Below are 23,707 nucleotides of genomic sequence, written 5' to 3'. Positions count from 1 at the left end.
TGCCCGGCGCAGGCAAGGACCTGCAGCCGCCGCAGCCGGGGGCCACCGCCCGTCGATCGCCTCGGCCGCCTTCTGCAACTGGCCACGGCCACCGACCCAGCTACCCGGGCCGTCCGGTGATCGACGAGTCCCGCGGCGCGTTGCGCACGGTCAACGACGGGAAGGTGCTCGTTCGTCGTCCGGCACCGGGCGTCAGGCCTTGTGCAGCTTGATATTGCGCATGGTCACAAAGGCCGTGGCGCACAGTTTCTCCTCGGCCTGGCCGACCGAGAAGACATCGGCCGCAGCGACCGTGATGGTGGTGCTCGCCTTGACCACCCGGCCGCGTGCGATGAGCTTCTCGCCCTTCGCCGGAGCCAGGATTTTGACGGTGTAATCGATGGTCATGTTCACCCACCCGGGCGGCAGCAAGGTGCCGGCCGCCGATCCTCCGGCGAAGTCCGCCAGTGAACCGATCACCCCACCCTGGAAGAAGCCGCTGTGCTCCGTAAGTGCCTTGCGGTACGGCTGAATGATCTCGACCTCTCCTGGTTCCACCCGACCGAAGTCGAAGCCCAGGTGCTGCGCGGCCGGCATGCTCAGCACCGCGCTCTTCACGGCCTGCGCGAAGTCGGGGTTCGCTGCCTTCGATGCTGTCATATCCGGAAAGCTCCCTGCTGATCGGCGAATTGTTCGGGCGGATCTCTCAGAAGGCCGAGGGCTCCCCCGGTTCCCAGACCTTGAATCCGGGGCCGCTCGTAGACGCCCTCGGCGGGATACACGGACCCGTCCGTGAACGCGAGCGGATCCGCCTGATAGCGCTTGGCGCAGTTCCATTGCGGCTCGTTATACTTGAACCTGACGTCAGATTCAAGTAATGCTGCTCCGCACCCTGGCCTGGGCGGGCTCCGCCTACACGAGGGACCGTCGGGGCGTGGATGCCCTGACCAGGGGATGACTAGGGGGTGATCCCACGTTGTGGGCATTCGTTCCGCCCCGCGGAACGAACGCCCACAAACCAGCCTCAGTGGCGCAGCGCCGCGCCGAAGCCCGCCGCCAGGGGCATCCGCAGTCCCAGCGGCGGGGGAGCCGCCAGCGCGTCGGCCACCGGGCGGGAGAAGCCGCGGGCGAAGAGCGCGCCCAGTATGAAGTCCACGGCCAGCGAGAGGACTTCGGAGCGATGCTGGCTCAGGCCGTGCCCGTCCGTGTGCACCTCGAAGCGGCACACATCCCGGTTGACCTTCTTCGCCCGCTCCGCGAGGCGGTACGACAGCTCGGGATCGGTCCGCTCGTCGTCCGTGCCGTGCACGAGCAGCACCCGCCGCCCGCTCAGCTGCTTCACCGGATCGGGGCCCTCCGGTGTCCCGGGGCCCGGCAGCCAGGGGGCAAGCGCGAGTACGGAGTTGACGGCCGGGTGCCCGGCGGCGCGCAGGGCGGCGCGGGCGCCCATGTCCGTACCGGCCAGGCAGACCGGCACGTCGCCGTAGCGCCGTACGGCCTCGTCCGCCGCCCAGTGGGCGTCCGCGACCGGGTGGGAGCTGGAGCCGTTCCAGCCGCGGTAGCGGTAGCGCACGACGTGCGCCACGAGCCCGTCGCCACGGCCCTCCCGGGCGAGTCGCCTGGCTATCGGCCGCGCGGCCGCCGCGGTGACCGGCGAGGGCCGCCGGGTGCTCACCGGCTCGCCGCCGGGCAGCAGGAGCAGCACTCCGTGGACCGTCTCACCGGTGCCGGTCGCCCCGACCGCCCGCCCCAGCCGGGCACCCCGCACCGGCGCTGCTTGCTGAGCCATGTCTGAAACGATGGCAGACGCAGGGGTGTACTCCACCCCGCGTGCGGGTCACCGTTCCGTATCTATCGGAGCCCTCTACGCGCGTAGGCGTTACAGTGCGGAGATGACGAGCGAGACCATCACCACACCGACCCCGGACCAGATCCGCCGGGCCCCCAAGGTGCTGCTGCACGACCACCTCGACGGCGGGCTGCGCCCCGGCACCATCGTCGACCTGGCCCGCGAGACCGGCTACAGCGGTCTGCCGGAGACCGAGCCCGACAAGCTCGGCAACTGGTTCCGGGAGGCCGCCGACTCCGGCTCGCTGGAACGCTACCTCGAGACCTTCACGCACACCTGCGCCGTCATGCAGACCCGCGACGCCCTGGTCCGGGTCGCCGCCGAGTGCGCCGAGGACCTGGCCGCGGACGGAGTCGTCTACGCCGAGGTCCGGTACGCCCCCGAGCAGCACCTCGAAGGCGGGCTGACCCTCGAAGAGGTCGTCGAGGCCGTCAACGAGGGCTTCCGCGAGGGCGAGCGGCGGGCCAGGGGCAACGGCCTCCGTATCCGCGTCGGCGCCCTGCTGACCGCGATGCGGCACGCGGCCCGCGCCCTGGAGATCGCCGAACTCGCCAACCGCTACCGCGACCTGGGCGTCGTCGGGTTCGACATCGCCGGCGCGGAGGCGGGCTTCCCGCCCACCCGCCACCTCGACGCCTTCGAGTACTTGAAGCGGGAGAACAATCACTTCACCATCCACGCCGGCGAGGCCTTCGGACTGCCGTCCATCTGGCAGGCGCTCCAGTGGTGCGGCGCCGACCGGCTGGGCCACGGCGTCCGGATCATCGACGACATCGAGGTCGCCGACGACGGCACGGTCCGGCTCGGCCGCCTCGCCAACTACGTCCGCGACAAGCGCATCCCGCTGGAGCTCTGCCCGACCTCCAACCTCCAGACGGGCGCCGCCGCCTCGTACGCCGAGCACCCCATCGGGCTGCTGCGCCGTCTCCACTTCCGGGCCACGGTCAACACCGACAACCGGCTGATGAGCGGCACGAGCATGAGCATCGAATTCGAGCGCCTGGTGAGGACGTTCCGGTACACGCTCGATGACATGCAGTGGTTCACCGTCAATGCGATGAAATCAGCGTTCATTCCTTTCGACGAACGTCTGGCAATGATCAATGACGTGATCAAGCCCGGATATGCCGAGCTGAAGTCGGAGTGGCTGTTCCGCCAGAGTGCCGCAGGACCCACGGTGACCAGCGGTTCCGACGCCTCGCGGGACTGACGGCGGAATACCCGGAATGGCGCGAAGCGTCTGGGATTCTGATGACCCGGCCGCTTCCGCGGTTTGCGGCGAGCGGCCTTGGCTGGCTACTTTTCGGAGTCCCGCGGTCACGGTCCGTGTATGGCCGTATCTCCGCCATGCCCGTGTCGCGGTGCCGCCGCACACCTCCCCCATCACGAGGATGTATTTCGATGAAGCAGGGAACCGCCAAGACCCTCGGTGTCGCCGCGCTCGGCGCCGCCTTCGCCGCTGCCGCCGCCGGCCCGGCCTCCGCCGCCGTCCCCGGTGACGCGCTGCAGAGCCTGCCGCTGGGGGAGGTCACCAAGACCCTGCCCGCCGGTACGTCCGAGTCCGTCGGCGCCGGGCAGCAGGCCGTCGCCCCGGCCACGGGCGCGGCTCTGCCCGGCGCCCAGCAGGGCCTGGCCGGTCTCACCGCCTCCGGCACCGCCGGGAGCACCGGCGACAACGGAAACATCATCAAGAGCACCGGGAACACCGGGAACACCGGCAAGGGCGGTAAGAAGGGCGGGCTGCTGGGCGGCCTCCCGGTCGGCAACACGGCGCCGGTCGGCAAGCTCGGCGGCGCCCCGCTGGGCCTCTGACACCCGGAGAATCCGCCGACGACACACGACACGACGACGCACGACGACACGACGACGCACGACGACTCCGACGCGTCGAGGACGAAGGCCGAGCCCCTGCCCGTACTGCCGTACGAGCAGGGGCTCTTGCCATGACGTCCGGCCGGTCGTGTCCCGGGCCGCGCGGTGCGCCTTCGCAGTCGGCCGCACACAAAGCGCCGCTCTACGGGGCGATCCCGACCCTGGGGATCGTCGGAGTCGGCCCCTGAGACCCCTCCTCCCGGTGGAGGGCCGCCGCCGTTCCACCCCGGTCCTTGCGGCGGAGCCGCAAGACGACCCCGAGCAGCGGCACCAGCAGCAGATACGCGATCGCCACCCCCGCCGTGTTCAGCAGCAGATCATCCACGTCGAGCGTGCGTCCCGGCACGTCGGTCTGGAGCAGCTCTATGCCCAGCGACACCATCGCACCCGTGAACACCGTGTGCGCCAGCGAACCGAGACCGCACGCCGCGAGCCGGCCCTTCGCCATCGGCAGCAGCACCCCGAGCGGCGCGAGGAGCAGCAGCGAAGGCCCGAGGCTGTGCACCGCGTCCCAGGGGCCCTGCGCCAGCTCCGCCCGTATCGTCACCAGCGGCCGCAGATTCGCCGCCGACACCCACGGCACCCTCAGCGGGCGCAGCGTGAGCCAGCCGACGACCAGCAGATGCGCGACGAGGAGTACGAGTCCTGTCGCGCGGAAGCGGACGGTGGGGCGGTCGCCGGAGCCAAGACGGTGCACGACCAGGAGGACGCGGACCGCGGGCGGCCCGGTTCCGTGCTCAGCCCATCGGAGTGCCCGTGGTCTGTGCCACGTCCGGCCGGGTCCGCAGGCCCTCGGTGCACGGATAGCGCTTCGGCTCGTCGTCCGAAGGACCGCCGAGCACCACCGAGCGGCCGCCGTCGGCCACGGTCGTCTCCGCGAACGTGCAAACGATCTGTGCGAGTGCATACGGCGGCAGCTCGTCCGGCAGCCTGCTCAGCCGCAGCGCCGCGTCCGGATCCCCCTCGCGCGGACCCGAGACCTCCAGGGAGCCCGGTACCTCGGTGGCGAACCCGGCTTCCGCCTCGGCCGCGGTCGGCTGGTCCTGCAGTTCGGCCAGCAGGGCGCGGCCGACCGCCGTACGGTCTGTGGAGAACCGGTCGCCCGGCATCCGCACCGTACGGTCCACCGTCAGCAGCTGCGCGCTGCAGACCAGATAGACCTTCACCGGCACGGAGTTCACCGAGTCCGCGGCCGCGCCCCGGTCCCCGGACACCTCACAGGACGCGCGCGAGGGTGCGGGACCGGCGTCCACGGGCACTGACGTGCCGCGGATGCCGCAGCCCGCGGCGCCGCTCAGCGCGCCCAGCGCGGCCGCCGCTGCCGCTGCCGCGCGCAGCCACCGCCTCATCGTTCGCCTCCGTTGTCGTCCGCGCCGCCGTCGCCGTCCTCGCCCGGCGCGAGCCGGGAGGCGTCCATGGGCAGCCGCAGGGTGAACAGCGCTCCGCCGTCGGGGGAGTTGGCCGCGGTGATGTCACCGCCGTGGATGTGCGCGTTCTCCAGCGCGATGGACAGGCCGAGCCCGCTGCCCTCGGACCTCGGGCGGGACGCGCTCGCCTTGTAGAAGCGGTCGAAGACGTGCGGCAGAACGTCCTCGGGGATGCCTGGACCGTGGTCCCTGACCTCGATGACCAGCTGTGCCTCTTCGGTGCCCTCGGCGGCCGTACGGACCGAGACCCGCACCGGCGAACCGCCGTGCTTCAGCGCGTTCCCGATCAGGTTCGCCAGTATCACGTCGAGCCGCCGCGGGTCGAGGCGCGCCATGATGCCGCGCTTGGCGTCCAGTTCGACCGCGTCCAGCCAGGCCCGCGCGTCGATGCAGGCCGTCACCTGGTCCGCGACGTCCACGTCGTCCAGCACCAGGCGCGCGGTGCCGGCGTCGAACCGGGTGACCTCCATCAGGTTCTCCACCAGGTCGCCGAGCCTGCGGGTCTCCGTCACCACCAGGCGTACGGCCGGCTCGATCATCGGGTCGAGGTTGTCGGCCTCCTCCTCGAGCACCTCGGTCACCGCCGTGATCGCCGTCAGGGGCGTCCGCAGCTCGTGCGACATGTCCGCGACGAAGCGCCGGCTCGCCGCCTCCCGCGCGCTCAGCTCCTCGACCCGCTCCTCGAGCGACTCCGCCGTCCTGTTGAACGTCCGTGACAGATCGGCGAGTTCGTCCGTTCCCGACACCCGCAGCCGGGTGTCGAGCTTGCCCTCGCCGAGCCGCTTCGCCGCCTCACCCAGCCGCTGCACGGGCCGCAGCACGGTCGACGCGGCCGCCTGCGCGAGCAGTGCCGAGCCGATCAGCGCGAGCGCGGTGGCGATGCCCAGCGACCAGGCGAGGGAGTTGAGATCGTCGCGCTCGGAGGCGAGGGACTTGAGCATGTAGCCGGCCGGCCCGTCGCCGATCACCTTCGCACCACCGACGAGGAAGGGGTCGCCGCCTATCGTGATCCGCTGCCAGTACAGGTGGTACGGCACCCCGTCGCCCTCGTCCGCCGGGCGCTCCTTGTTGACCGCCTTGCGCAGCGCCGGCGGCACCACGTTCAGCGTGAACACCTCGGAGTCCGAGGGCGCGGCGCAGTCGCTGCCGTCCTTCTCCCGGTCGATCAGCACGACCTCGTAGTGCTGCGTGGTGCTCGCCATCCGGTTCGCGGCGTCCTGGAGCTGGTCGCACGGCGGGCGCCGCGGCAGCGAACCGGCGTTGTCCTCCAGCGACTTGCGGAAGTCGTTGAGGGCGGCGTTCTGCGTACGGGTCAGCACCGCGTCCCGGTTCAGCCAGTACGCGATGCCGGAGGCGGACACGGCGGCGGTCAGGGCGACCAGCGCGAAGACGACCACAAGACGCAGCCGCAGGCTGGTCAGGCGCAGTACGGTCGCCGCCCAGCCGCGCACCCGGCCTGGCGGCGACGGATCCCTCACAGTGTCGTTTCCTTCGCCCCGCCGCGCCAGCGGTTCATGTCACGGTCGACCGCACGGCGCAGAGGCGCGGCTTTCGCGGTCACGTGCGGCCCGGCGGCCGCGGAACACGAGGTGGCGCGCTGGGGGTACCCCCGGACGAAGTCTGGGGGAGCCTTGCGTGGAAGGGTGGCGGGGGGCGACGGGCGGGCGCTCACGATGGCGCGTCCAGCCGGTAGCCCACACCACGGACCGTACGGATCAGGGTCGGTGACGACGGCACGTCCTCGACCTTGGCGCGCAGCCGCTGCACGCACGCGTCCACGAGGCGGGAGTCGCCGAGGTAGTCGTGTTCCCACACCAACCGCAGCAGCTGCTGGCGCGACAGAGCCTGGCCCGGCCGGCGGCTCAGCTCCAGCAGCAACCGCAGCTCTGTCGGCGTGAGCTGCAGATCCTCGCCGTTCTTGGTGACGGTCATCGCCGAGCGGTCGATGGTGAGATTGCCGAACGTCGCGGAGTCGCTGGACTCCCGCTCGCCGCGCCGCAGCACCGCCCGGATACGCGCGTCGAGCACTCGCGGCTGGATGGGCTTCACCACGTAGTCGTCGGCGCCCGACTCCAGGCCCACGACGACGTCGATGTCGTCGCTGCGCGCGGTCAGCAGGATGATCGGCAGCTGGTCGGTGCGCCTGATCCGGCGGCACACCTCGAACCCGTCGATCCCGGGCAGCATCACATCCAGCACGATCAGGTCGGGCCGCTGCTCACGCAGCAGCTTCAGGCCGTCCTCGCCCGTGGCCGCGGCCACCACGCGGTGGCCCTGGCGGCTCAGGGAGAGTTCGAGGGCCGTACGGATGGCGTCATCATCCTCGATCAGCAACAGGAAAGGCACGGTGGTCATTCTGGCCCAACTCGCTCGGCCGGGGCCAACCCTTCGCCTGACCTGCTAGTCGGCCTGCCATCGGCCTCCGGAGCCGGCTTAAGGGGGCCCTTGTCACCTCCCGTGCGCGTAGCCGCCGTGCGCGGCCATGCGCAGACGTACGCGGTGGCGGCGCTGCCGCTCCTGGGTTCCCTTGATCAACTGGTCGAACATGGCCCCGAGGGCGATCGTGTCCACAGCGTCGCGGACGACCTCCCTGTGCGGAGGCGGGTCCTCCTGAAGCACCTCCACGGCCTCGGCCATCATGCGCCGCAGCTCGCGGTCGTCGGTGTTCCTCGGCTTTCTGATCATGGCGGATCACTTCTCTGCTGGTATGGGTCCAGTGTGGGCCGCAGAGGTGCCGCTCCGTATACCCCATCCCCTGTGACACGGCTGTGACAGTCGGCAGACAGCGCGATGAAACTGGCCCGGCAGTCTTTTCGACACCGGGAGGGCGACCGACCGGAACAGGAAATGACGGTCAGACTCCACCGACGGGGGGCGCGAGATGAACACGCTGCACGCCACCACAACCAGCGCAGTTGTCACGCGTCTGCACGACGTCGGCCGGAGCGCAGAGAAGTCCGGTGCCGTGAACGGGCGGGGGTGCGCTCGCGGCACCGGGCGTCAGTGGCTGCCCTACTCCCCCGGCTACCGCTGGGGGGACCCCCAGGCGATCGGCGCGAACACGATCCGTGACGGGGGCAGTGGGGGTAACGGGGGGTACGGGGGAGCGGGCGCGGCGTACAGGGAGGGCACGGGGGAGCGGCAGAGCCTGTCGGAGGCGGAGTTCACCGCCTACGTACAGGAGCGCCGCGCCTCTCTGTACGCGACCGCCTACCACCTGACAGGCGATCGGTACGAGGCCGAGGACCTGCTGCAGAACGCGCTGTTCTCGACCTACCGGGCCTGGGACCGGATCAGCGACAAGGCGGCCGTCGGCGGCTACCTGCGCCGCACCATGACGAACCTGCACATCAGCGCGTGGCGCCGGCGCAAGCTCAACGAGTACCCGACCGAGGAGCTGCCGGAGACGGCGGGCGACCAGGACGCGATGCGCGGCACCGAGCTGCGTGCCGTGCTCTGGCAGGCCCTGGCCCGGCTGCCCGAGCTGCAGCGCACCATGCTCGTACTGCGCTACTACGAGGGCCGTACGGACCCGGAGATCGCGGACATCCTGAACATCAGCGTCGGCACGGTCAAGAGCAGCATCTGGCGCTCCCTGCGCCGGCTGCGCGAGGACGAGGTGCTCAGCTTCGGCCGGAACGAGGAGGAGTCGTTCGGCGAGCTGGTCGCCTGAGAGCCGGGGGGAGAGGGAACGGGGGAAGCACGGGGGGAACCGGGGGGATACGGGGGCAACCGGGGGCCCGCCTGTCGGGGGACTGGTGGGGAGAGGGGGAAGCGGGACCGAGTGGCCGGGGGGTCTGCTCGGTCCTGCTTCTGTGCCTGAACCGGCACTCGCTCTCGTGGAGGTGGTTGCTCGCCGTTGGGGTTCCTCAATTGATGGTTGCTGTACTTGGCGGTTTGATCTCGGCTCGCGTGCGTCCGGCTGCCGCTGCCACGATGCGGTCGTAGGCCTCCCTCTTCCCGCACGGGTGCGCGCCGAGCGACGCCTGACGGGCCACGATCCCCGGTTCGGCGCGCATCAGCCGCCACCCCCGCCTCAGCAGCACCGCAACCGGCTTGCGGCCCTCCCGCAGATCGCGGAGCAGCCGCCGCCGGAAGGTGGTCGACGGCCGCCCGCGCAGGCACAGCGCGTCCGCCAGCAGCCCCAGTTCGCGGCACCGGCCCACCACGTCTGCGGCGAAGACGCCCTCCGCGACGAACAGCGGCGCGCGCCCGATGTCGATCGTTTCCTTCCCGGTGCGTGAGCTGCTCGCGATGTCGTACAACGGCACCGTCGTACGGCTCGAACGGCACAGCTCCTCGATCGCCTCGACCGCCGCGTCCGCGTTCCACGACAGCGGCGAGTCCCAGTCCGTACCCGAGTCGTCGGGGAGGCGGGGGAGCGTCGGGTCCCCATCCTCCTTGTAGAAGTCGTCGAGGTTCAGCACGGGCAGCCCGGTGCGGGCCGCGAGGGACGACTTGCCGGAGCCTGAAGGGCCGGTGAGCAGCACGACGCGGGCGTGGCGGTGGTGGAAGGTCACGGAACACCATTCTCGCGCATACGTGCGGAGTAGCGACCCGCTGGGGCGAGACATTGGCTTCCCGGGCCCGAGTTCAACTACTCTGCGTTGTCGATCGATTACGCAATCCTCAGAACTGGCAGGTGGCCCATGGCCTCTCACGCACGTTCCAAGTCCCCCATGGCGGCCCATGCCCAGGGCGTCCAGGCCGCGTTGCTGCGCGCCGGGTTCATCGCGGCAGCCGCAGGCGCCGTACTCGGCGCGAGCGGTGCGGCGACCGCGAGCGCGCTGCCCGTGCCCGGCGGCGAAAAGACCGCCGCCTTGCTCGCACAGGGTGGCGGCAAGCTGCTCGCCGACCCGAACGGCTCGCTGCGCGGGGCCAACAAGGGCGTCGGGCCCGCCGTCGCCGGAGTCGCGGGACCGGCCAAGAGCCTCCCGGTCAACCCGCTCTCCAATACGGGAGCGGATCCGCTCAACAACGCTGTCGGCACCCAGGTCGCCGACTTCAAGCCGGTCAGCACCAAGAGCGTGACCGGGCAGCTCACGGACGGCCAGTCGCTGGACGACCTGCCGGTGACCGGCCCGGTCGCGCGCAAGCTGCCCGGCGGGTGGGACTCGCAGCGGGAGACCGCGGGAGCCACGGACACCCGCTGACACCGCCGACACCCGCTCACAGCGCGAGCCCCGCCGCATCTCCGGGCGGCGGGGCTCGCTGAGCGCCTGAGGACGGTCAGACGCCGATCGGGTGCCAGACCGTCTTGGTCTCCAGGAAGGCCAGCAGGCGGTCGGTGCCCGGGTCGGCCGCCCAGTCCGTACGGGACGGGCGCACGACCCGCTTGAGGTTCTCCGCCGCAGCCGTCTCCAGCTCCTTCGCCAAGTCGGCCCCGGCGCCCGCGAGATCGATCGCGTTGACATCCTGGTGCGCGGCGAGCGGGCCCGCGATCTCCGCGGTACGGCCCGACAGCACGTTGACGACGCCGCCCGGCAGGTCGGAGGTCGCCAGCACCTCGCTCAGGGAGAGGGCGGGCAGCGGGGACTTCTCCGAGGCCGTCACGACGACCGTGTTGCCCGTGACGATCGCCGGGGCGATGACGGACACCAGGCCGAGGAAGGACGACTCCTGCGGGGCCAGGACCGCCACCACACCGGTCGGCTCCGGGGTGGAGAGATTGAAGAACGGACCCGCGACCGGGTTGGCCGAGCCCGCGATCTGGGCCACCTTGTCCGACCAGCCCGCGTACCAGACCCAGCGGTCGATCGCCGCGTCCACCTGGGCCGCCGCCTTGGGCTTGCTCAGCCCCTCGGCGTCCGCCACTTCGGCGATGAACTGTTTGCGGCGGCCCTCCAGCATCTCGGCGATGCGGTAGAGGATCTGGCCGCGGTTGTACGCGGTGGCGCCCGACCAGCCGCCGAACGCCTTGCGGGCGGCGGCGACCGCGTCCCGCGCGTCCTTGCGGGAGGCGAGAGGGGCGTTCGCCAGCCAGTTGCCTTCCGTGTCGGTCACCTCGTACACCCGCCCGCTCTCGGACCGGGGGAACGTGCCCCCGACGAACAGCTTGTAGGTCTTGAAGACATTGAGTCGCTCAACTGCGCTCATTTTTCGCTCGCCTTCGGCTTCGACGGGGTGAGGTACGCCTCCAGACCGTGGCGGCCGCCCTCGCGGCCGAAGCCCGACTCCTTGTAGCCGCCGAAGGGCGAGGCCGGGTCGAACTTGTTGAACGTGTTGGCCCACACGACACCGGCCCGGAGCCGGTCCGCCATCCACAGGATGCGCGAGCCCTTCTCCGTCCAGATGCCCGCCGACAGCCCGTACGGCGTGTTGTTGGCCTTCTCGACGGCCTCGGCCGGGGTGCGGAAGGTCAGCACCGAAAGCACCGGGCCGAAGATCTCCTCGCGCGCGATGCGGTGCGCCTGGGTGACGCCGGTGAAGAGGGTGGGCGCGAACCAGTAGCCGGAGGAGGGCAGTTCGCAGGCCGGGGTCCAGCGCTCGGCGCCCTCCGCCTCGCCGACTTCCGCGAGCGCGCGGATCCGGGCCAGCTGCTCGGCGGAGTTGATGGCCCCGATGTCGGTGTTCTTGTCGAGCGGGTCGCCGACCCGGAGGGTCTGCATCCGGCGCTTGAGGGAGTCCAGCAGCTCCTCTGCGACCGACTCCTGGACGAGGAGGCGGGAGCCCGCGCAGCAGACGTGGCCCTGGTTGAAGAAGATGCCGCCCACGATGCCCTCGACGGCCTGGTCGATGGGCGCATCGTCGAAGACGATGTTGGCGGCCTTGCCGCCCAGCTCGAGGGTGAGCTTCTTGTCCGTGCCCGCGACCGTACGGGCGATGGCCTTGCCGACCTCGGTGGAGCCGGTGAAGGCGACCTTGTCGATGCCGGGGTGGGCCACCAGCTCGGCGCCGGTCGAGCCGTCACCGGTGAGGATGTTGACGACGCCCTTGGGCAGCCCGGCCTGGCGGCAGATGTCCGCGAAGAACAGGGCGGAGAGGGGGGTCGTCTCAGCGGGCTTCAGGACGACCGTGTTACCCGCGGCGAGCGCCGGGGCGATCTTCCAGGCCAGCATGAGGAGCGGGAAGTTCCAGGGGATGACCTGGCCCGCGACGCCCAGCGGCTTCGGGTCCGCGCCGTAGCCCGCGTAGTCGAGCTTGTCGGCCCAGCCCGCGTAGTAGAAGAAGTGCGCGGCGACGAGGGGGAGGTCGGCGTCGCGGGACTCGCGGATCGGCTTGCCGTTGTCGAGGGATTCGAGGACGGCGAGTTCGCGCGAGCGCTCCTGGATGATGCGGGCGATGCGGAAGAGGTATTTGGCGCGCTCGGCGCCGGGGAGGGCGGACCACGCCGTAAAGGCCCTGCGCGCTGCCGTGACCGCCCGGTCGACGTCCTCGGCGCTCGCCTGCGCGACCTCGGAGAGGACCTCTTCGGAGGACGGCGAGATGGTCTTGAAGACCTTGCCGTCGGCCGCCTCGCCGAACTCGCCGTCGATGAAGAGCCCGTAGGCCGGGGCGATGTCGACGACCGCGCGGGACTCGGGTGCGGGTGCGTACTCGAAAGCTGTGTTCGTCATGGCTGTCTCAGTCCACCGTCACGTAGTCGGGGCCGGAGTAGCGCCCGGTGCTCAGCTTCTGGCGCTGCATCAGCAGGTCGTTGAGGAGGCTGGACGCGCCGAAGCGGAACCAGTCCGGCGTCAGCCAGTCGTCGCCCAGTGTCTCGTTGACCATCACCAGGTACTTGATCGCGTCCTTGGTGGTCCGGATGCCGCCCGCGGGCTTCACCCCCACCTGTACCCCGGTGGTGGCCCGGAAGTCACGGACGGCCTCCAGCATGAGGAGGGTGACGGGCGGGGTGGCGTTGACGGCGACCTTGCCGGTGGAGGTCTTGATGAAGTCGGCGCCCGCGAGCATGGCCAGCCACGAGGCGCGGCGCACGTTGTCGTACGTCTGGAGCTCGCCGGTCTCGAAGATCACCTTCAGGTGGGCGGCGCTGCCGTCCTCGCGGCGGCACGCCTCCTTGACCTGCTTGATCTCCTCGAAGACCTCGAGGTAGCGACCGGAGAGGAAGGCGCCGCGGTCGATCACCATGTCGATCTCGTCGGCGCCCGCGGCGACCGCGTCGCGGGTGTCGGCGAGCTTGACGGGCAGCGCGGCCCGGCCCGCGGGGAAGGCGGTCGCGACGGACGCGACATGGACGCCGGAGCCGGCGAGGGCCGCCTTGGCGGTGGCCACCATGTCGGGATAGACGCAGATCGCGGCGACCTTCGGGACCGTACGGTCGGTGGGGTCGGGGTTGATGCCCTTGGCGCAGAGCGCCCGGACCTTGCCCGGGGTGTCCGCGCCTTCGAGCGTCGTCAGGTCGATCATCGAGATCGCCAGGTCGATGGCGTACGCCTTCGCCGTCGTCTTGATCGAGCGGGTGCCGAGGGTCGCGGCGCGGGCCTGCAGCCCGACGGCGTCGACGCCCGGGAGGCCGTGCAGGAAACGGCGGAGCGCTGCGTCGGAGGCGGTCACGTCCGCCATCGATGCCAGCCGTTCCGCGGCTTCGGTGCCGTATGCGGGAACAGTGGAGGGCATGGTCACCAGGGGAGCATATCTACGCGCGTAGCAGATTGTCACTACGGGGTGGGCCAACGGGGCCCTCCGCGAAGGGTATGCGGGGCGGCGGATCAGGACTTCGGCGGGTCGCCGAGGAGGCCGGAGACCGCGGCCAGGTAACCGAGCTGGGCTCGGCTGCGGCTGCCGAGCCGGGCCGAGATCTGCGAGATGTACTGCTGGCAGCGGCGGACGCTGATGCCCAGCTGCTGGGCCGTCACCGCGTCCGTGTCGCCCGCGACGACGTGCCGCAGGATCGCCAGGCCCAGGTCGTTGGAGATCTCCGAGGTGCGAGGGCCGCGGGTGGGCGGTGTGAAGGGCAGCGCGCGCAGCCAGGCGCGGTCGAAGAGGTCGGCCAGGAACGCCACGACCGCGGGCGAGCGGATCTCCACCGCCGTGCTGCGCCCCGCCCGCCCCGGGCGCCCGGGGATGAAGGCGACTTCGCGGTCGAAGATGATGAGCCGGTCGAAGCTCTCGTCGAGGGTCCGCACCTCCGCGCCCTGCCGCTGCACCGTGCGGACGAACTCCTGAGTGGCCGGGCTCGCGCGGGCCGTGTGCTGGTAGATCGTGTGCATCCGGACCCCGCGCGCCAGCATGGACGAGGTCGCGGGCAGCGACTCCTCGAGCACCTCCTGCGGGCGCCCGCCGCCCGGCTGGCAGGTCAGTACCTCCGAGCGGCACTCCTGCGCCGCCGCCCGGATCGACTCGTTGATGTTCCGCAGGCCCACGTGCTCGACCAGCGCGCCCCCGCTCGTACCGCGCTGATCGCGGTACGCGGCCTCGGCGGGCGCAAGTGCCATACGGACCTGGCAGATGCGCTCGATCGCCTGCTGCGCGTCCTTCATGAGGTCCGAGACGAGGGAGCTCTGCGCGACTGCGGGGTTGACCGGCTCGAAGCGGTCGCCGGGTGCGGGGCGGGTTCCGTGGCAGGTTCCGGGTCCGGTGCCGGTGCCGGTGCCGGTGCCGCTGCCGGTTCCGGCGGTTCCGGGGCCAGTGCCGGGGGTCCGCGGGGCGGTCAGCAGGCCGAGACGGACCAGCCGTTCCAGGGCTGCGGAATCCGCCTGGTCGTGGGTGATTCCGCCGAGTGCTAGTGCACTCCCGTAGAGCCGGAGGTCCTCGTCCCGGAGGGTGTAGTCGGGAACGGCGGGGGCCGGTGCCGCCGCGTGCGAGGACGGGGCGGGCTCGGCGGCCCGCGCGGGCCGCCCTGCCTGCGGGGTCTGTCCTGCCTGTGCGGCCTTCGCGGGGTCGGTGTCGCCCCCGCGCGGGCGCTTCGCGCCGTCCCCCGGCACGCCGTCCCCCGGCAAACCGTCCCCCGGTATGCCGCCCCCCTGTGCGTGTTTCTGCACGGACAATTCACGACCCCCTCGCGGCCTTGAGGCTAGCCATGCGGAACAGACAGCATCAAGGGGGGAGCACGTCCACTTCGTGGACTTCTACGGCTCACGATCTGGACAGTCGTATCTCTCCACAGTTCCCCGACTGCAGGGAACTTCCCCCGACCGCAAGGAGCTTCGCATGCCCCGCAGGCTGTTCCGACTCGCGTTTGCCGGTTCCGCAGCCATGGCCGCCGTCCTCACCCTGACCGCGGCGGCGGCCACTCCCGGGGACATCGGATGGGACTTCACGGGTCCGGGTGTCCTGGACCTGGTGTGAGCCTGTCGGATGCGGCGGGCAGGATCTGCGGGCCCCACCCGCCCGCCGCCACCGACGTGCACGCCATCGCGGAGCGCCTGCGCGCCGAAGGCGCCGAGGTCATCGACTTCGCCTCGGGAGAGCTGGACTTCGAGCCCCCGGCGGGGCTGCGCCGCGCCCTCGCCGAGGCGTTGGAGGGCCCCACGCACCAGTGCACCGGTACGGCGGGGCTGCCCGAGCTGCGGGCAGCCCTCGCCGGCCGGGTTGCGCGCACCCGCCGCGTCGCCTGCGAACCCTCCGAGGTGCTGGTGACCGCGGGCGCCCGCCACGGGCTCCATCTCGGCTGCCTCGCCCTGCTGAACCAGGGCGACGAGGTGCTCGTACCGCTGCCCGCCTGGGGCACCTTCATGGCGCAGGTCCGGCTGGTGGGCGCGAACCCGGTGGGACTCGACACCCGCCCCACCGGGTTCGTCCCCACCGTCGAGGCGCTCGAGGAGCTGCGCACCCCGCGCACCCGCATGATCGTCCTCAACACCCCCAACAACCCGACGGGCGCGGTCTACCCGCCCGAGCGGCTGGCGCGGATCACCGAGTGGGCGGCGCACAGCGGGCTGTGGATCCTCTTCGACGAGTGCTACGGGGATCTGGTGCTGCCCGGCGCCGAACACGCGCACCCTGTGGCTCTGGTGCCGGAGGCCCGGGATCACGTCGTCTCGTTCGGCTCGTTCTCCACGTCCTTCGCGGTGTCCGGCTGGCGCGCCGGATACGCGTACGGGGCCGAGCGGGTGGTCGCGGCGCTGAGCGATCTGCAGCGCCACACCACGTCGAACGCCGTCAGCGCCGTACAGCATGGGCTGCTGCCCGCGGCGCGCGGCGAGGAGGACATCTTCCTCGCCGAGATCCGGGCCGTACTGCGCCACCGCCACCGCGTGGTCAGAAGCGCCCTCGACGACCTCCCGCACGTCAGCGCGGCCGACCCGCGGGGTGCCTTCTACTTCTTCCTCGACGCGACGCCGCTGCTCGGCCGTACCCTGCGCGGCACGCAGCTGGACTCGGCCGACACCCTGGCCGCGGCCCTGCTCGAGCACGCCCATGTGGCCCTTGCCCCGGGCACGGCCTTCGGCGCGGAGGGCCACCTGCGGCTGTCGTACGGCCTGCCGGAGGACCGGATCGCGGAGGGGCTCGGGAGGCTGCGGGGGGTGCTGGCCGAGGTGGAGTGAGTCCCGGCGCGCGGTGTCACGCGGCCGCGGGGGGCGCTGGGGTGCGGGGCCCGGCAATCCGATGCCGGACCGCAATCTCCGGCATCCGGACGATCGGGCAGAATCGGCCGCATGACGAGCCCCGACGACTCCTCCGCCGACCGGCCCGCGCCGGAGCCGCACGAGCCGGAGCAGGCGCAGCGTCCGCAGCAGCCGCAGTACGCGGACCGCGCCTACCGCTCGCCCGCCTCGCTCGCCGGTGGCGTGCTGCTGTTGGCACTCGCCCTCTGGCTCGGCGGGGATGCGGTGATCCGCGGAGAGGGGCGGACGCCTTGGCTGGCGCTGAGCGGGCTGCTGCTCGTGGTGCCGCTGGTGGTGGCGTACACGCTGCGGCCCGCGGTCTTCGCGGGCGCGCGGCGGCTCCGGGTGCGCAATCCGTTCCGTACGATCACGCTGCCCTGGGCGTCGGTCGAGGAGGTGCGGGCGTCGTACTCCAGCGAGGTCTTCGCGGGCGGCCGCAAGTACCAGCTGTGGGCGATCCCCGTCTCGCTGCGCGCGCGCAAGAGGGCGGCCCGGCAGTCGGCCCGGGCCGCGGCCGCGTCAGGGAACGCGTACGGCCGCGCGTCCGCGACCACCGACGCCGCCGGCGCGACGACGAGCCCGGCCGCCCACCGCGCGCCGTCCGACCAGGCGGTGGACGAGCTGCGGGAGCTGGCGGAGCGGCACGCGTCGGACGAGGCGTCGCAGGGTGAGCCGGTGGTGCGCTGGGCTTACGAGATCATCGCGCCGAGCGCGGTGGGCGCGGTGCTGCTGGCGGTGCTGCTCGCCACGGGGTAAGGCCGGGGCCGGCCGGGGCCAAGCGCGGGTAGTCCGCCGCCGATTGGACTGCCGGGCGCTGCGGGGCGGCATTCGCACCGGGCGTGCTGTCAGGCTCATGGTCGGCGCGCGGCAATCGCCGGCCGTGGGCGGCAGCCGCCCGTCGTGGCTGCCTGCGCGGTCAGATGCCGGCTGCCGCCGCCAGGCCCGTCTTCAGGTCCGCAAGGACCGAGCCCGCCTTCGCGCGTGCCCGCTCCAGCGCGTCCCGCGCGTCGACCGGGACCACAACCTCCAGGTAGCACTTGAGCTTCGGCTCCGTGCCGCTCGGCCGGACGACCACGCGCGCGCCCGACACACCCCGCTCGTCGTCCCCGGCGAGGCGGTACCGCAGGGCGTCGGTCGGCGGCAGCCGGTCCGTGCCCTTGCTCAGGTCCTCGCTCGAGGTGACCGTCAGGCCCGCGAGGGTGCTCGGCGGCTCCTCGCGCAGCCGCTCCATCGCGGCCGTGATCAGCGACAGGTCCTCCACCCGTACGGACAACTGGTCCGTGGCGTGCAGGCCGTACTCGACGGCGATGTCGTCGAGCAGGTCGGTCAGCGTACGGTCCGTCTGCTTGAGCTCGGCCGTCAGTTCGGCGACCAGCAGCGCCGCCGTGATGCCGTCCTTGTCGCGCACGCCCCACGGGTCGACGCAGTAGCCGAGCGCCTCCTCGTACGCGTAGCGCAGGCCGCGGACCCGGGCGAGCCATTTGAAGCCCGTCAGGGTCTCGTCGTAGGAGATTTCGGCGCCCGCCGCGTCCGCGATCCGGGACAGCAGCGAGGACGAGACGATCGTCGTCGCGAAGGTGCCGCGGGCGCGCTTGTGGACGAGGTGGGTGGCCAGCAGCGCGCCCACCTCGTCGCCGCGCAGCATCCGCCAGCCGCCCTCTGCGGCCGAGTCCGGGACGGCGACGGCGCAGCGGTCGGCGTCGGGATCGTTGGCGATGACGATGTCGGGGCGCGCCGAGCGGGCGGCGGCGAAGGCGAGGTCCATCGCGCCCGGCTCCTCCGGATTGGGGAAGGCCACCGTCGGGAACTCCGGGTCGGGTTCCGCCTGTTCGGCCACGACCACCGGTGCCGGGAAGCCCGCCCGGGTGTAGGCGCCGACCAGGGTGTCGCGGCCGACGCCGTGCAGGGGCGTGTAGACGACGCGTACCTCCCGAGGCGTGCCCTCCGTCAGCACCGCGTCCGTACGGGCCAGATACGCCTCCACGACCTCGTCGCCGAGCGTCTCCCAGCCGGCGTCCGGCCGCGGCACGTCCGCCAGGCTCCCGATGGCGGCGATCTCCGCGGCGATGGCGGTGTCGGCGGGCGGCACGATCTGTGAGCCGTCGCCGAGGTAGACCTTGTAGCCGTTGTCGCTCGGCGGGTTGTGGCTGGCGGTGACGGTGACGCCCGCGACCGCCCCGAGGTGCCGGACGGCGAAGGCGAGGACAGGGGTGGGCAGCGGGCGCGGCAGGAGCGCGGCCCGCATTCCCGCGCCGGTCATCACGGCGGCGGTGTCGCGCGCGAAGTCCGTGCTCTTGTGGCGCGCGTCGTAGCCGATCACGACCAGGCCGCCACCGTGGCCGTACTTGTGGAGATACGACGCGAGGCCCGCTGCGGCTCGGATCACCACCGCGCGGTTCATCCGCATGGGGCCCGCGCCGAGCTCTCCGCGCAGCCCCGCGGTGCCGAACTGGAGGGTGCCGCCGAAGCGGTCGGCCAGCTCGGCGAGCTGCTCACTCTGCGCGCCGTCCTCGACGTCCGCCGGATCCACGCTCTCGAGCAGTCTGCCCAGCTCGGCACGGGTCTCCGGGTCCGGATCATCGGCCAGCCATGCGCGGGCCCGGCTGATCAGCTCCGCTGTGTCGCTCGGCACTGCCACGGTGATGCGCTCCTGTGTCGGAATTCGCCGGTGCGGAATGTGTACCCGGCCCTGGGCCGGAATCTCGGATCGGGCCCCGATACGGCTCAGATCCGGCCGAGGACCTGCGCCAGCAGGCTGCCCATACGGGTCGCCGAGTCGCGGCCGGCCCGCAGCACCTCTTCGTGGTTGAGCGGCTCACCGGTCATCCCGGCGGCGAGGTTGGTGACGAGCGAGATGCCCAGGACCTCGGCGCCCGCCTCGCGGGCCGCGATGGCCTCGAGGACGGTCGACATGCCGACCAGGTCCGCGCCCATGATCCGGATCATGTTGATCTCGGCGGGGGTCTCGTAGTGCGGGCCGGGGAACTGCACGTACACGCCCTCTTCGAGGGTGTTGTCGATCTCCTTGCAGAGCGTGCGCAGCCGCGGGGAGTACAGGTCCGTGAGATCGACGAAGTTCGCGCCGACGATGGGGGAGGCGCCCGTGAGGTTGATGTGGTCGCTGATCAGGACCGGCTGGCCGGGGCGCATGCCGGGGCGGAGGCCACCGCAGCCGTTGGTCAGGACGACGGTCTTGCAGCCGGCGGCGACCGCGGTCCGTACGCCGTGTGCGACGGACGCCACGCCGCGGCCCTCGTAGTAATGCGTGCGGCCGAGGAAGACCAGCACCCGCTTGTTCCCGATCCTGTACGAGCGCACCTTGCCCGCGTGGCCCTCGACCGCGGGTGGCGGGAAGCCGGGCAGGTCGGTGACGGAGAACTCGTGGTCGGGCGCCCCGAGCGCGTCGGCGGCCGGAACCCAGCCGGAACCCATGACGAGCGCGACGTCGTGGCTCTCCGCACCGGTGAGCTCCCGCAGACGGGCGGCGGCGGCATCGGCGTCGGGGGCGCCGGGGAAGTCCGAAGAAACAGAAGCGTTCACGCGCACGAGGGTAACCTGTCAGCGCCTACGCGCGTAGACGGACCCGCCCCAGCGCGTCCGCCGAGCGCTGTGCCGAGACGGGAGGGCTGTGCCCTCCCGAACGTCGCAGGGTGGTGGCCGGGTTGTGCCCACCCGATCCCCAGCCCCTTTGTGCCCACCCGATCCCCAGCCCCACGGCACGCGTGCCCACGACCTCCTGCCGAAGGCCGGCGTCACGTGTCCTGCGGGGCGCCCGAGCGCGTGGTCGCTCGAAGCGACAAAGGTTGGGCCCGGGGCCGGGCGGCCGGAGCAACGGGTGGGCGCGGCACAAAACCGCGGCCGAAGGCCGGGACCCCCTTCAGCACGGCCGCTTGCGCAGCTCCATCACGTAGTCGTGCGGCGCCCCCGCCGAGTCCGCCGCATCGGCGATCTCGCCGAGGTACCGGGCCGACGGCAGCCCGCCCTCGTAACCGTTGAGCACGTAGCACCACGCCGCCTCCTCCCCGTCCAGCGTGTGCACCCGCACCCGCATCCGCCGGTAGATGTCGAGGCCGACGCCCTCCCAGCGGTCCATGGAGTCCTCGTCCATGGGCGCGATGTCGTAGAGCGCGACGAAGACCTGTGAGCGCGGCGCCTCGACGATCGTGGCGAGAGCGCCCTCCCAGCCCAACTGCTCGCCGCCGAAGGTGAGCCGCCAGCCGGAGAGCCAGCCCGTGCCGCGCAGCGGCGAGTGCGGTGCGCGGCGGGACATCAGCCGCGCGTCGAGATTGCCGGCGTACGCGGCGTAGAGCGACATGTTTCGAGAGTACGGGAGTGGCTCCAGGGTTTCCCGAGGTGCCCGTTCGTACGGATGACACCGCCCCGGGCGGCCCCGCGTCGTCCCCGAGCAACCCACGAGCCGCCCCCGAGCCGCGCGGTGCCGCGCCTGAGCCCTATCGAGGCCCCCGTGAGAGGCTCCGCGACGCGTGCGGGACAATGGAGCATGTGACTCGGATCGTGATCATCGGTGGCGGACCCGGCGGCTATGAAGCGGCGCTGGTGGGCGCCCAGCTCGGCGCGGAGGTGACCGTCGTCGACTGCGACGGTCTGGGCGGTGCGTCGGTGCTCACCGACTGCGTTCCGTCGAAGACCCTGATCGCCACGGCCGAGGTGATGACCACCTTCGACTCCTCCCATGAGGAGCTGGGCATCATCGTCGCGGACGACACTCCGCACATCGACACGCCCGCCCGGATCGTCGGCGTCGACCTCGGCAAGGTCAACCGGCGTGTGAAGCGCCTCGCGCTCGCCCAGTCCCATGACATCACCGCGTCCGTCACCCGCGCCGGCGGCCGGGTCATGCGCGGCCGCGGCCGGCTGGAGCCCGCCCAGGCCCCGGACGGATCGCGGCGGGTGGTCGTGACCGCGATCGACGGTTCGTCGGAGACGCTGACCGCCGACGCCGTGCTGATCGCGACCGGCGCGCACCCCCGGGAGATCCCGGACGCGCTGCCCGACGGCGAGCGGATCCTCAACTGGAAGCAGGTCTACGACCTCGAGGAGCTGCCGGAAGAGCTCATCGTGGTCGGCTCGGGTGTCACCGGCGCCGAGTTCGCGGGCGCGTACCAGGCGCTCGGCTCGACGGTGACGCTGGTCTCCAGCCGCGACCGGGTGCTGCCGGGCGAGGACCCGGACGCCGCTGCCGTACTGGAGGACGTCTTCCGGCGCCGTGGCATGAACGTCATGGCCCGCTCCCGGGCGCAATCCGCCAAGCGTGTTGGCGACCGGGTCGAGGTCACGCTCTCCGACGGCCGCGTCATCACCGGCACGCACTGCCTGATGGCGGTCGGCTCGATCCCGAACACCGCGGACATGGGTCTGGACGAGGCCGGGGTCCGGCTCAAGGAGTCCGGGCACATCTGGACCGACGGGGTGTCGCGTACGACCGCCCCCGGCGTGTACGCGGCCGGTGACTGCACGGGCGTCCTGGCGCTCGCGTCGGTCGCGGCGATGCAGGGCCGGATCGCGATGTACCACTTCCTCGGCAGCGCGGTCGCGCCGCTCGACCTGAAGACCGTCTCGGCGAACGTCTTCACCGACCCCGAGATCGCGACGGTCGGCTACTCGCAGGCGGACATGGACGGCGGCCTGATCGACGCTCGCGTGGTCAAGCTGCCGCTGCTGCGGAACCCGCGCGCGAAGATGCAGGGCATCAGGGACGGCTTCGTGAAGATCTTCTGCCGTCCGGGCACGGGCATCGTGGTCGGCGGCGTGGTCGTCTCGCCGCGCGCCAGCGAGCTGATCCATCCCATTTCCATCGCGGTGGACAACAACATGACGGTGGAGCAGATCGCCAACACCTTCACCGTCTACCCTTCGCTGTCCGGCTCGATCGCCGAGACGGCGCGGCAGTTGCACGCCCGTAAGACCCAGCGCGAAGCCTGACGCCCCCTATACCACTTTGCTCCACCAGCCGCGAACAACTTCTGTTATTCGGCGCAAACTGCTGAAACCAGACGGTCGTTGGGGTTACTGTCAGTTTCGTGTTCGCTGCAGAACGTCGCCAATTGATCCTCGAAATGGTGCGAGCGAATGGAGCGGTGTCGCTCCGTGAGCTCGCCCGCGTCGTCCAGACCTCCGAAGTGACCGTACGGCGAGACGTGCGCGCGCTGGAGGCAGAAGGACTGCTGGACCGCCGGCACGGCGGTGCGGTGCTGCCGGGCGGATTCACCAGGGAGTCCGGCTTCCCGCAGAAATCCCATCTAGCGACCGCGGAGAAGACGGCCATCGCCGACCTCGCGGCCGGTCTCGTCGACGAGGGCGAGGCGATCGTCGTCGGAGCGGGTACGACCACACAGGAGCTGGCGCGCAGGCTCGCGCGCGTGCCGGGGCTGACCGTCGTCACCAACTCGCTCCTGGTCGCACAGGCGTTGGCCCATGCCAACCGGGTCGAGGTCGTGATGACCGGCGGCACCCTGCGCGGCTCCAACTACGCGCTGGTCGGCAGCGGAGCCGAGCAGTCCCTCCAGGGGCTGCGGGTCTCCCGGGCCTTCCTGTCCGGCAGCGGACTGACCGCCGAGCGAGGTCTGTCCACTTCCAACATGCTGTCGGCGAGCGTCGACCGGGCGCTCGTCCAGGCCGCGGCCGAGGTCGTCGTCCTCGCGGACCACACCAAGCTCGGCACCGACACGATGTTCCAGACGGTGCCGACGGATGTGATCACGCGACTGGTCACCGACGAGCCGCCGCTGCACGACGACCGTGCGGTGACCGAGCTGCAGGCCCTCGCCGACCAGGGGGTGCAGATCACGGTGGCGGGTCCGGGCGCGGCCGCTCCCGGTCCGGGGCCCGGGCCGGGGGGCGGAGCCGAGGGAAACGGTACGGCGGGGCGCAGGCCGCGCCGTATGGGCCCTCCCGGGGCGAAGGGGGGCGATGAGCTGCCCCTTCCAGGGCAGCGGCGGAATCACCAGCCGGGTGCCGCGGGGCCGCAGCTGCGCAGCGCGAGCGGGCTTGCGGAGCAGCAGCCCGCGATCGGCAACGGCCGGATCGCGGACCTGTCGCCGCGCCGCCGGTAGGAGGGCCGCGCCGCCGGT

Annotated in this window: 24 protein-coding genes; 9 read left to right on the top strand and 15 right to left on the bottom strand. The window is 71.7% G+C overall.

The window, feature by feature from the left end:
* Positions 1-192: 192 nt before the first annotated feature.
* Both ACTWP8_RS27615 and ACTWP8_RS27610 read right to left on the bottom strand, forming a co-directional pair.
* The gene (locus tag ACTWP8_RS27615; RefSeq protein ID WP_443324805.1) at positions 193-639 is read right to left on the bottom strand and encodes a PaaI family thioesterase; all 447 of its coding nucleotides are present in this window, start codon (positions 637-639) and stop codon (positions 193-195) included.
* Positions 640-1,003: 364 nt separating this feature from the next.
* Positions 1,004-1,768 carry an alpha/beta hydrolase gene (locus tag ACTWP8_RS27610; RefSeq protein WP_443324804.1) on the bottom strand — a complete coding sequence of 255 codons (765 nt, stop codon included), beginning with the start codon at positions 1,766-1,768 and terminating at the stop codon, positions 1,004-1,006.
* Between the two features lie 103 nt (positions 1,769-1,871).
* Between ACTWP8_RS27610 and ACTWP8_RS27605 the strand changes: the two genes are divergently transcribed.
* Both ACTWP8_RS27605 and ACTWP8_RS27600 read left to right on the top strand, forming a co-directional pair.
* On the top strand, positions 1,872-3,038 hold the full coding sequence (locus ACTWP8_RS27605) for an adenosine deaminase (protein ID WP_443324803.1): 1,167 nt from the start codon (positions 1,872-1,874) through the stop codon (positions 3,036-3,038).
* 191 nt (positions 3,039-3,229) lie between these two features.
* Entirely contained in the window at positions 3,230-3,640 is a 411-nt protein-coding gene (locus ACTWP8_RS27600; protein WP_443324802.1) for a hypothetical protein, read from the top strand.
* A gap of 202 nt (positions 3,641-3,842) precedes the next feature.
* On the opposite strand, the gene ACTWP8_RS27595 is transcribed toward ACTWP8_RS27600, so the two are convergent.
* The 5 genes from ACTWP8_RS27595 to ACTWP8_RS27575 all read right to left on the bottom strand — a co-directional run bounded on the left by ACTWP8_RS27595 (position 3,843) and on the right by ACTWP8_RS27575 (position 7,812).
* A complete protein-coding gene (locus tag ACTWP8_RS27595; RefSeq protein ID WP_443324801.1) occupies positions 3,843-4,397 on the bottom strand; it encodes a VanZ family protein in 555 nt (184 codons plus the stop codon).
* 40 nt (positions 4,398-4,437) lie between these two features.
* Positions 4,438-5,049, bottom strand: a complete 612-nt coding sequence (locus tag ACTWP8_RS27590) for a hypothetical protein (RefSeq protein WP_443324800.1) — start codon at positions 5,047-5,049, stop codon at positions 4,438-4,440.
* The gene (locus ACTWP8_RS27585) at positions 5,046-6,605 is read right to left on the bottom strand and encodes an ATP-binding protein (protein WP_443324799.1); all 1,560 of its coding nucleotides are present in this window, start codon (positions 6,603-6,605) and stop codon (positions 5,046-5,048) included. Before ACTWP8_RS27585 ends, ACTWP8_RS27590 begins: the two co-directional genes overlap by 4 nt.
* A gap of 190 nt (positions 6,606-6,795) precedes the next feature.
* Positions 6,796-7,473 (bottom strand): two-component system response regulator AfsQ1, encoded by a 678-nt coding sequence (gene afsQ1, locus ACTWP8_RS27580; protein WP_443319206.1) that lies wholly within the window; start codon positions 7,471-7,473, stop codon positions 6,796-6,798.
* Positions 7,474-7,575: 102 nt separating this feature from the next.
* Complete coding sequence (locus ACTWP8_RS27575; RefSeq protein ID WP_443324798.1) at positions 7,576-7,812, bottom strand: hypothetical protein; 237 nt, start codon at positions 7,810-7,812, stop codon at positions 7,576-7,578.
* Positions 7,813-8,008: 196 nt separating this feature from the next.
* Between ACTWP8_RS27575 and ACTWP8_RS27570 the strand changes: the two genes are divergently transcribed.
* Positions 8,009-8,800, top strand: a complete 792-nt coding sequence (locus ACTWP8_RS27570; protein ID WP_443324797.1) for a SigE family RNA polymerase sigma factor — start codon at positions 8,009-8,011, stop codon at positions 8,798-8,800.
* A 196-nt stretch (positions 8,801-8,996) separates the two neighbouring features.
* On the opposite strand, the gene ACTWP8_RS27565 is transcribed toward ACTWP8_RS27570, so the two are convergent.
* Complete coding sequence (locus tag ACTWP8_RS27565) at positions 8,997-9,701, bottom strand: uridine kinase family protein (protein WP_443324796.1); 705 nt, start codon at positions 9,699-9,701, stop codon at positions 8,997-8,999.
* A gap of 105 nt (positions 9,702-9,806) precedes the next feature.
* Here ACTWP8_RS27565 and ACTWP8_RS27560 point away from each other — a divergent pair, with 105 nt between their 5' ends.
* Positions 9,807-10,280, top strand: coding sequence for a hypothetical protein (locus ACTWP8_RS27560; RefSeq protein WP_443324795.1), 474 nt, complete (start codon positions 9,807-9,809; stop codon positions 10,278-10,280).
* Between the two features lie 76 nt (positions 10,281-10,356).
* Here ACTWP8_RS27560 and ACTWP8_RS27555 read toward each other — a convergent pair whose 3' ends face one another.
* The 4 genes from ACTWP8_RS27555 to ACTWP8_RS27540 form a co-directional block, all read right to left on the bottom strand.
* A complete protein-coding gene (locus tag ACTWP8_RS27555) occupies positions 10,357-11,223 on the bottom strand; it encodes an aldehyde dehydrogenase family protein (RefSeq protein ID WP_443324794.1) in 867 nt (288 codons plus the stop codon).
* Positions 11,220-12,683 (bottom strand): aldehyde dehydrogenase family protein, encoded by a 1,464-nt coding sequence (locus tag ACTWP8_RS27550; protein ID WP_443324793.1) that lies wholly within the window; start codon positions 12,681-12,683, stop codon positions 11,220-11,222. Before ACTWP8_RS27550 ends, ACTWP8_RS27555 begins: the two co-directional genes overlap by 4 nt.
* A gap of 7 nt (positions 12,684-12,690) precedes the next feature.
* Complete coding sequence (gene deoC / locus ACTWP8_RS27545) at positions 12,691-13,686, bottom strand: deoxyribose-phosphate aldolase (protein ID WP_443324860.1); 996 nt, start codon at positions 13,684-13,686, stop codon at positions 12,691-12,693.
* A gap of 92 nt (positions 13,687-13,778) precedes the next feature.
* Positions 13,779-15,050, bottom strand: a complete 1,272-nt coding sequence (locus tag ACTWP8_RS27540) for a hypothetical protein (protein ID WP_443324792.1) — start codon at positions 15,048-15,050, stop codon at positions 13,779-13,781.
* A 169-nt stretch (positions 15,051-15,219) separates the two neighbouring features.
* On the opposite strand from ACTWP8_RS27540, the gene ACTWP8_RS27535 reads away from it, so the two are divergent.
* The 3 genes from ACTWP8_RS27535 (at position 15,220) to ACTWP8_RS27525 (ending at position 17,372) form a co-directional block, all read left to right on the top strand.
* Complete coding sequence (locus ACTWP8_RS27535) at positions 15,220-15,357, top strand: hypothetical protein (RefSeq protein WP_443324791.1); 138 nt, start codon at positions 15,220-15,222, stop codon at positions 15,355-15,357.
* Entirely contained in the window at positions 15,354-16,556 is a 1,203-nt protein-coding gene (locus ACTWP8_RS27530; protein ID WP_443324790.1) for an aminotransferase class I/II-fold pyridoxal phosphate-dependent enzyme, read from the top strand. The genes ACTWP8_RS27535 and ACTWP8_RS27530 overlap by 4 nt, the downstream gene beginning before the upstream one ends.
* 111 nt (positions 16,557-16,667) lie before the next feature.
* Positions 16,668-17,372 carry a PH domain-containing protein gene (locus tag ACTWP8_RS27525; protein WP_443324789.1) on the top strand — a complete coding sequence of 235 codons (705 nt, stop codon included), beginning with the start codon at positions 16,668-16,670 and terminating at the stop codon, positions 17,370-17,372.
* Between the two features lie 160 nt (positions 17,373-17,532).
* On the opposite strand, the gene ACTWP8_RS27520 is transcribed toward ACTWP8_RS27525, so the two are convergent.
* The 3 genes from ACTWP8_RS27520 to ACTWP8_RS27510 form a co-directional block, all read right to left on the bottom strand.
* Positions 17,533-19,248, bottom strand: coding sequence for a phospho-sugar mutase (locus tag ACTWP8_RS27520; protein WP_443324859.1), 1,716 nt, complete (start codon positions 19,246-19,248; stop codon positions 17,533-17,535).
* A gap of 92 nt (positions 19,249-19,340) precedes the next feature.
* The gene (locus tag ACTWP8_RS27515; RefSeq protein WP_443324788.1) at positions 19,341-20,156 is read right to left on the bottom strand and encodes a purine-nucleoside phosphorylase; all 816 of its coding nucleotides are present in this window, start codon (positions 20,154-20,156) and stop codon (positions 19,341-19,343) included.
* A gap of 337 nt (positions 20,157-20,493) precedes the next feature.
* Entirely contained in the window at positions 20,494-20,931 is a 438-nt protein-coding gene (locus ACTWP8_RS27510; protein WP_443319198.1) for a gamma-glutamylcyclotransferase, read from the bottom strand.
* Positions 20,932-21,110: 179 nt separating this feature from the next.
* Here ACTWP8_RS27510 and ACTWP8_RS27505 point away from each other — a divergent pair, with 179 nt between their 5' ends.
* Together ACTWP8_RS27505 and ACTWP8_RS27500 are read left to right on the top strand one after the other, a co-directional pair.
* Positions 21,111-22,559, top strand: a complete 1,449-nt coding sequence (locus ACTWP8_RS27505) for an NAD(P)H-quinone dehydrogenase (protein ID WP_443324787.1) — start codon at positions 21,111-21,113, stop codon at positions 22,557-22,559.
* 98 nt (positions 22,560-22,657) lie between these two features.
* A complete protein-coding gene (locus ACTWP8_RS27500) occupies positions 22,658-23,689 on the top strand; it encodes a DeoR/GlpR family DNA-binding transcription regulator (protein ID WP_443324786.1) in 1,032 nt (343 codons plus the stop codon).
* The last annotated feature ends 18 nt before the right edge of the window (positions 23,690-23,707 follow it).

The sequence above is a fragment of the Streptomyces sp. 7N604 genome, from assembly GCF_052245475.1.
GTDB lineage: Bacteria > Actinomycetota > Actinomycetes > Streptomycetales > Streptomycetaceae > Streptomyces.
The sequence above is the reverse complement of the archived record's forward strand: the minus strand, read 5'-3'. Positions and strand labels throughout refer to the sequence as shown.

What these genes read in the sequence shown, in the direction of transcription:
- ACTWP8_RS27615 (WP_443324805.1), bottom strand. Translation starts at nt 639, where the DNA reads ATGACAGCATCGAAGGCAGCGAACCCCGACTTCGCGCAGGCCGTGAAG.
- ACTWP8_RS27505 (WP_443324787.1), top strand. Translation starts at nt 21,111, where the DNA reads ATGGAGCATGTGACTCGGATCGTGATCATCGGTGGCGGACCCGGCGGC.
- ACTWP8_RS27560 (WP_443324795.1), top strand. Translation starts at nt 9,807, where the DNA reads ATGGCGGCCCATGCCCAGGGCGTCCAGGCCGCGTTGCTGCGCGCCGGG.
- ACTWP8_RS27590 (WP_443324800.1), bottom strand. Translation starts at nt 5,049, where the DNA reads ATGAGGCGGTGGCTGCGCGCGGCAGCGGCAGCGGCGGCCGCGCTGGGC.
- ACTWP8_RS27565 (WP_443324796.1), bottom strand. Translation starts at nt 9,701, where the DNA reads ATGTCTCGCCCCAGCGGGTCGCTACTCCGCACGTATGCGCGAGAATGG.
- deoC (WP_443324860.1), bottom strand. Translation starts at nt 13,686, where the DNA reads ATGCCCTCCACTGTTCCCGCATACGGCACCGAAGCCGCGGAACGGCTG.
- ACTWP8_RS27610 (WP_443324804.1), bottom strand. Translation starts at nt 1,768, where the DNA reads ATGGCTCAGCAAGCAGCGCCGGTGCGGGGTGCCCGGCTGGGGCGGGCG.
- ACTWP8_RS27555 (WP_443324794.1), bottom strand. Translation starts at nt 11,223, where the DNA reads ATGAGCGCAGTTGAGCGACTCAATGTCTTCAAGACCTACAAGCTGTTC.
- ACTWP8_RS27525 (WP_443324789.1), top strand. Translation starts at nt 16,668, where the DNA reads ATGACGAGCCCCGACGACTCCTCCGCCGACCGGCCCGCGCCGGAGCCG.
- ACTWP8_RS27535 (WP_443324791.1), top strand. Translation starts at nt 15,220, where the DNA reads ATGCCCCGCAGGCTGTTCCGACTCGCGTTTGCCGGTTCCGCAGCCATG.
- ACTWP8_RS27575 (WP_443324798.1), bottom strand. Translation starts at nt 7,812, where the DNA reads ATGATCAGAAAGCCGAGGAACACCGACGACCGCGAGCTGCGGCGCATG.
- ACTWP8_RS27605 (WP_443324803.1), top strand. Translation starts at nt 1,872, where the DNA reads ATGACGAGCGAGACCATCACCACACCGACCCCGGACCAGATCCGCCGG.
- ACTWP8_RS27600 (WP_443324802.1), top strand. Translation starts at nt 3,230, where the DNA reads ATGAAGCAGGGAACCGCCAAGACCCTCGGTGTCGCCGCGCTCGGCGCC.
- ACTWP8_RS27510 (WP_443319198.1), bottom strand. Translation starts at nt 20,931, where the DNA reads ATGTCGCTCTACGCCGCGTACGCCGGCAATCTCGACGCGCGGCTGATG.
- ACTWP8_RS27570 (WP_443324797.1), top strand. Translation starts at nt 8,009, where the DNA reads ATGAACACGCTGCACGCCACCACAACCAGCGCAGTTGTCACGCGTCTG.
- ACTWP8_RS27550 (WP_443324793.1), bottom strand. Translation starts at nt 12,683, where the DNA reads ATGACGAACACAGCTTTCGAGTACGCACCCGCACCCGAGTCCCGCGCG.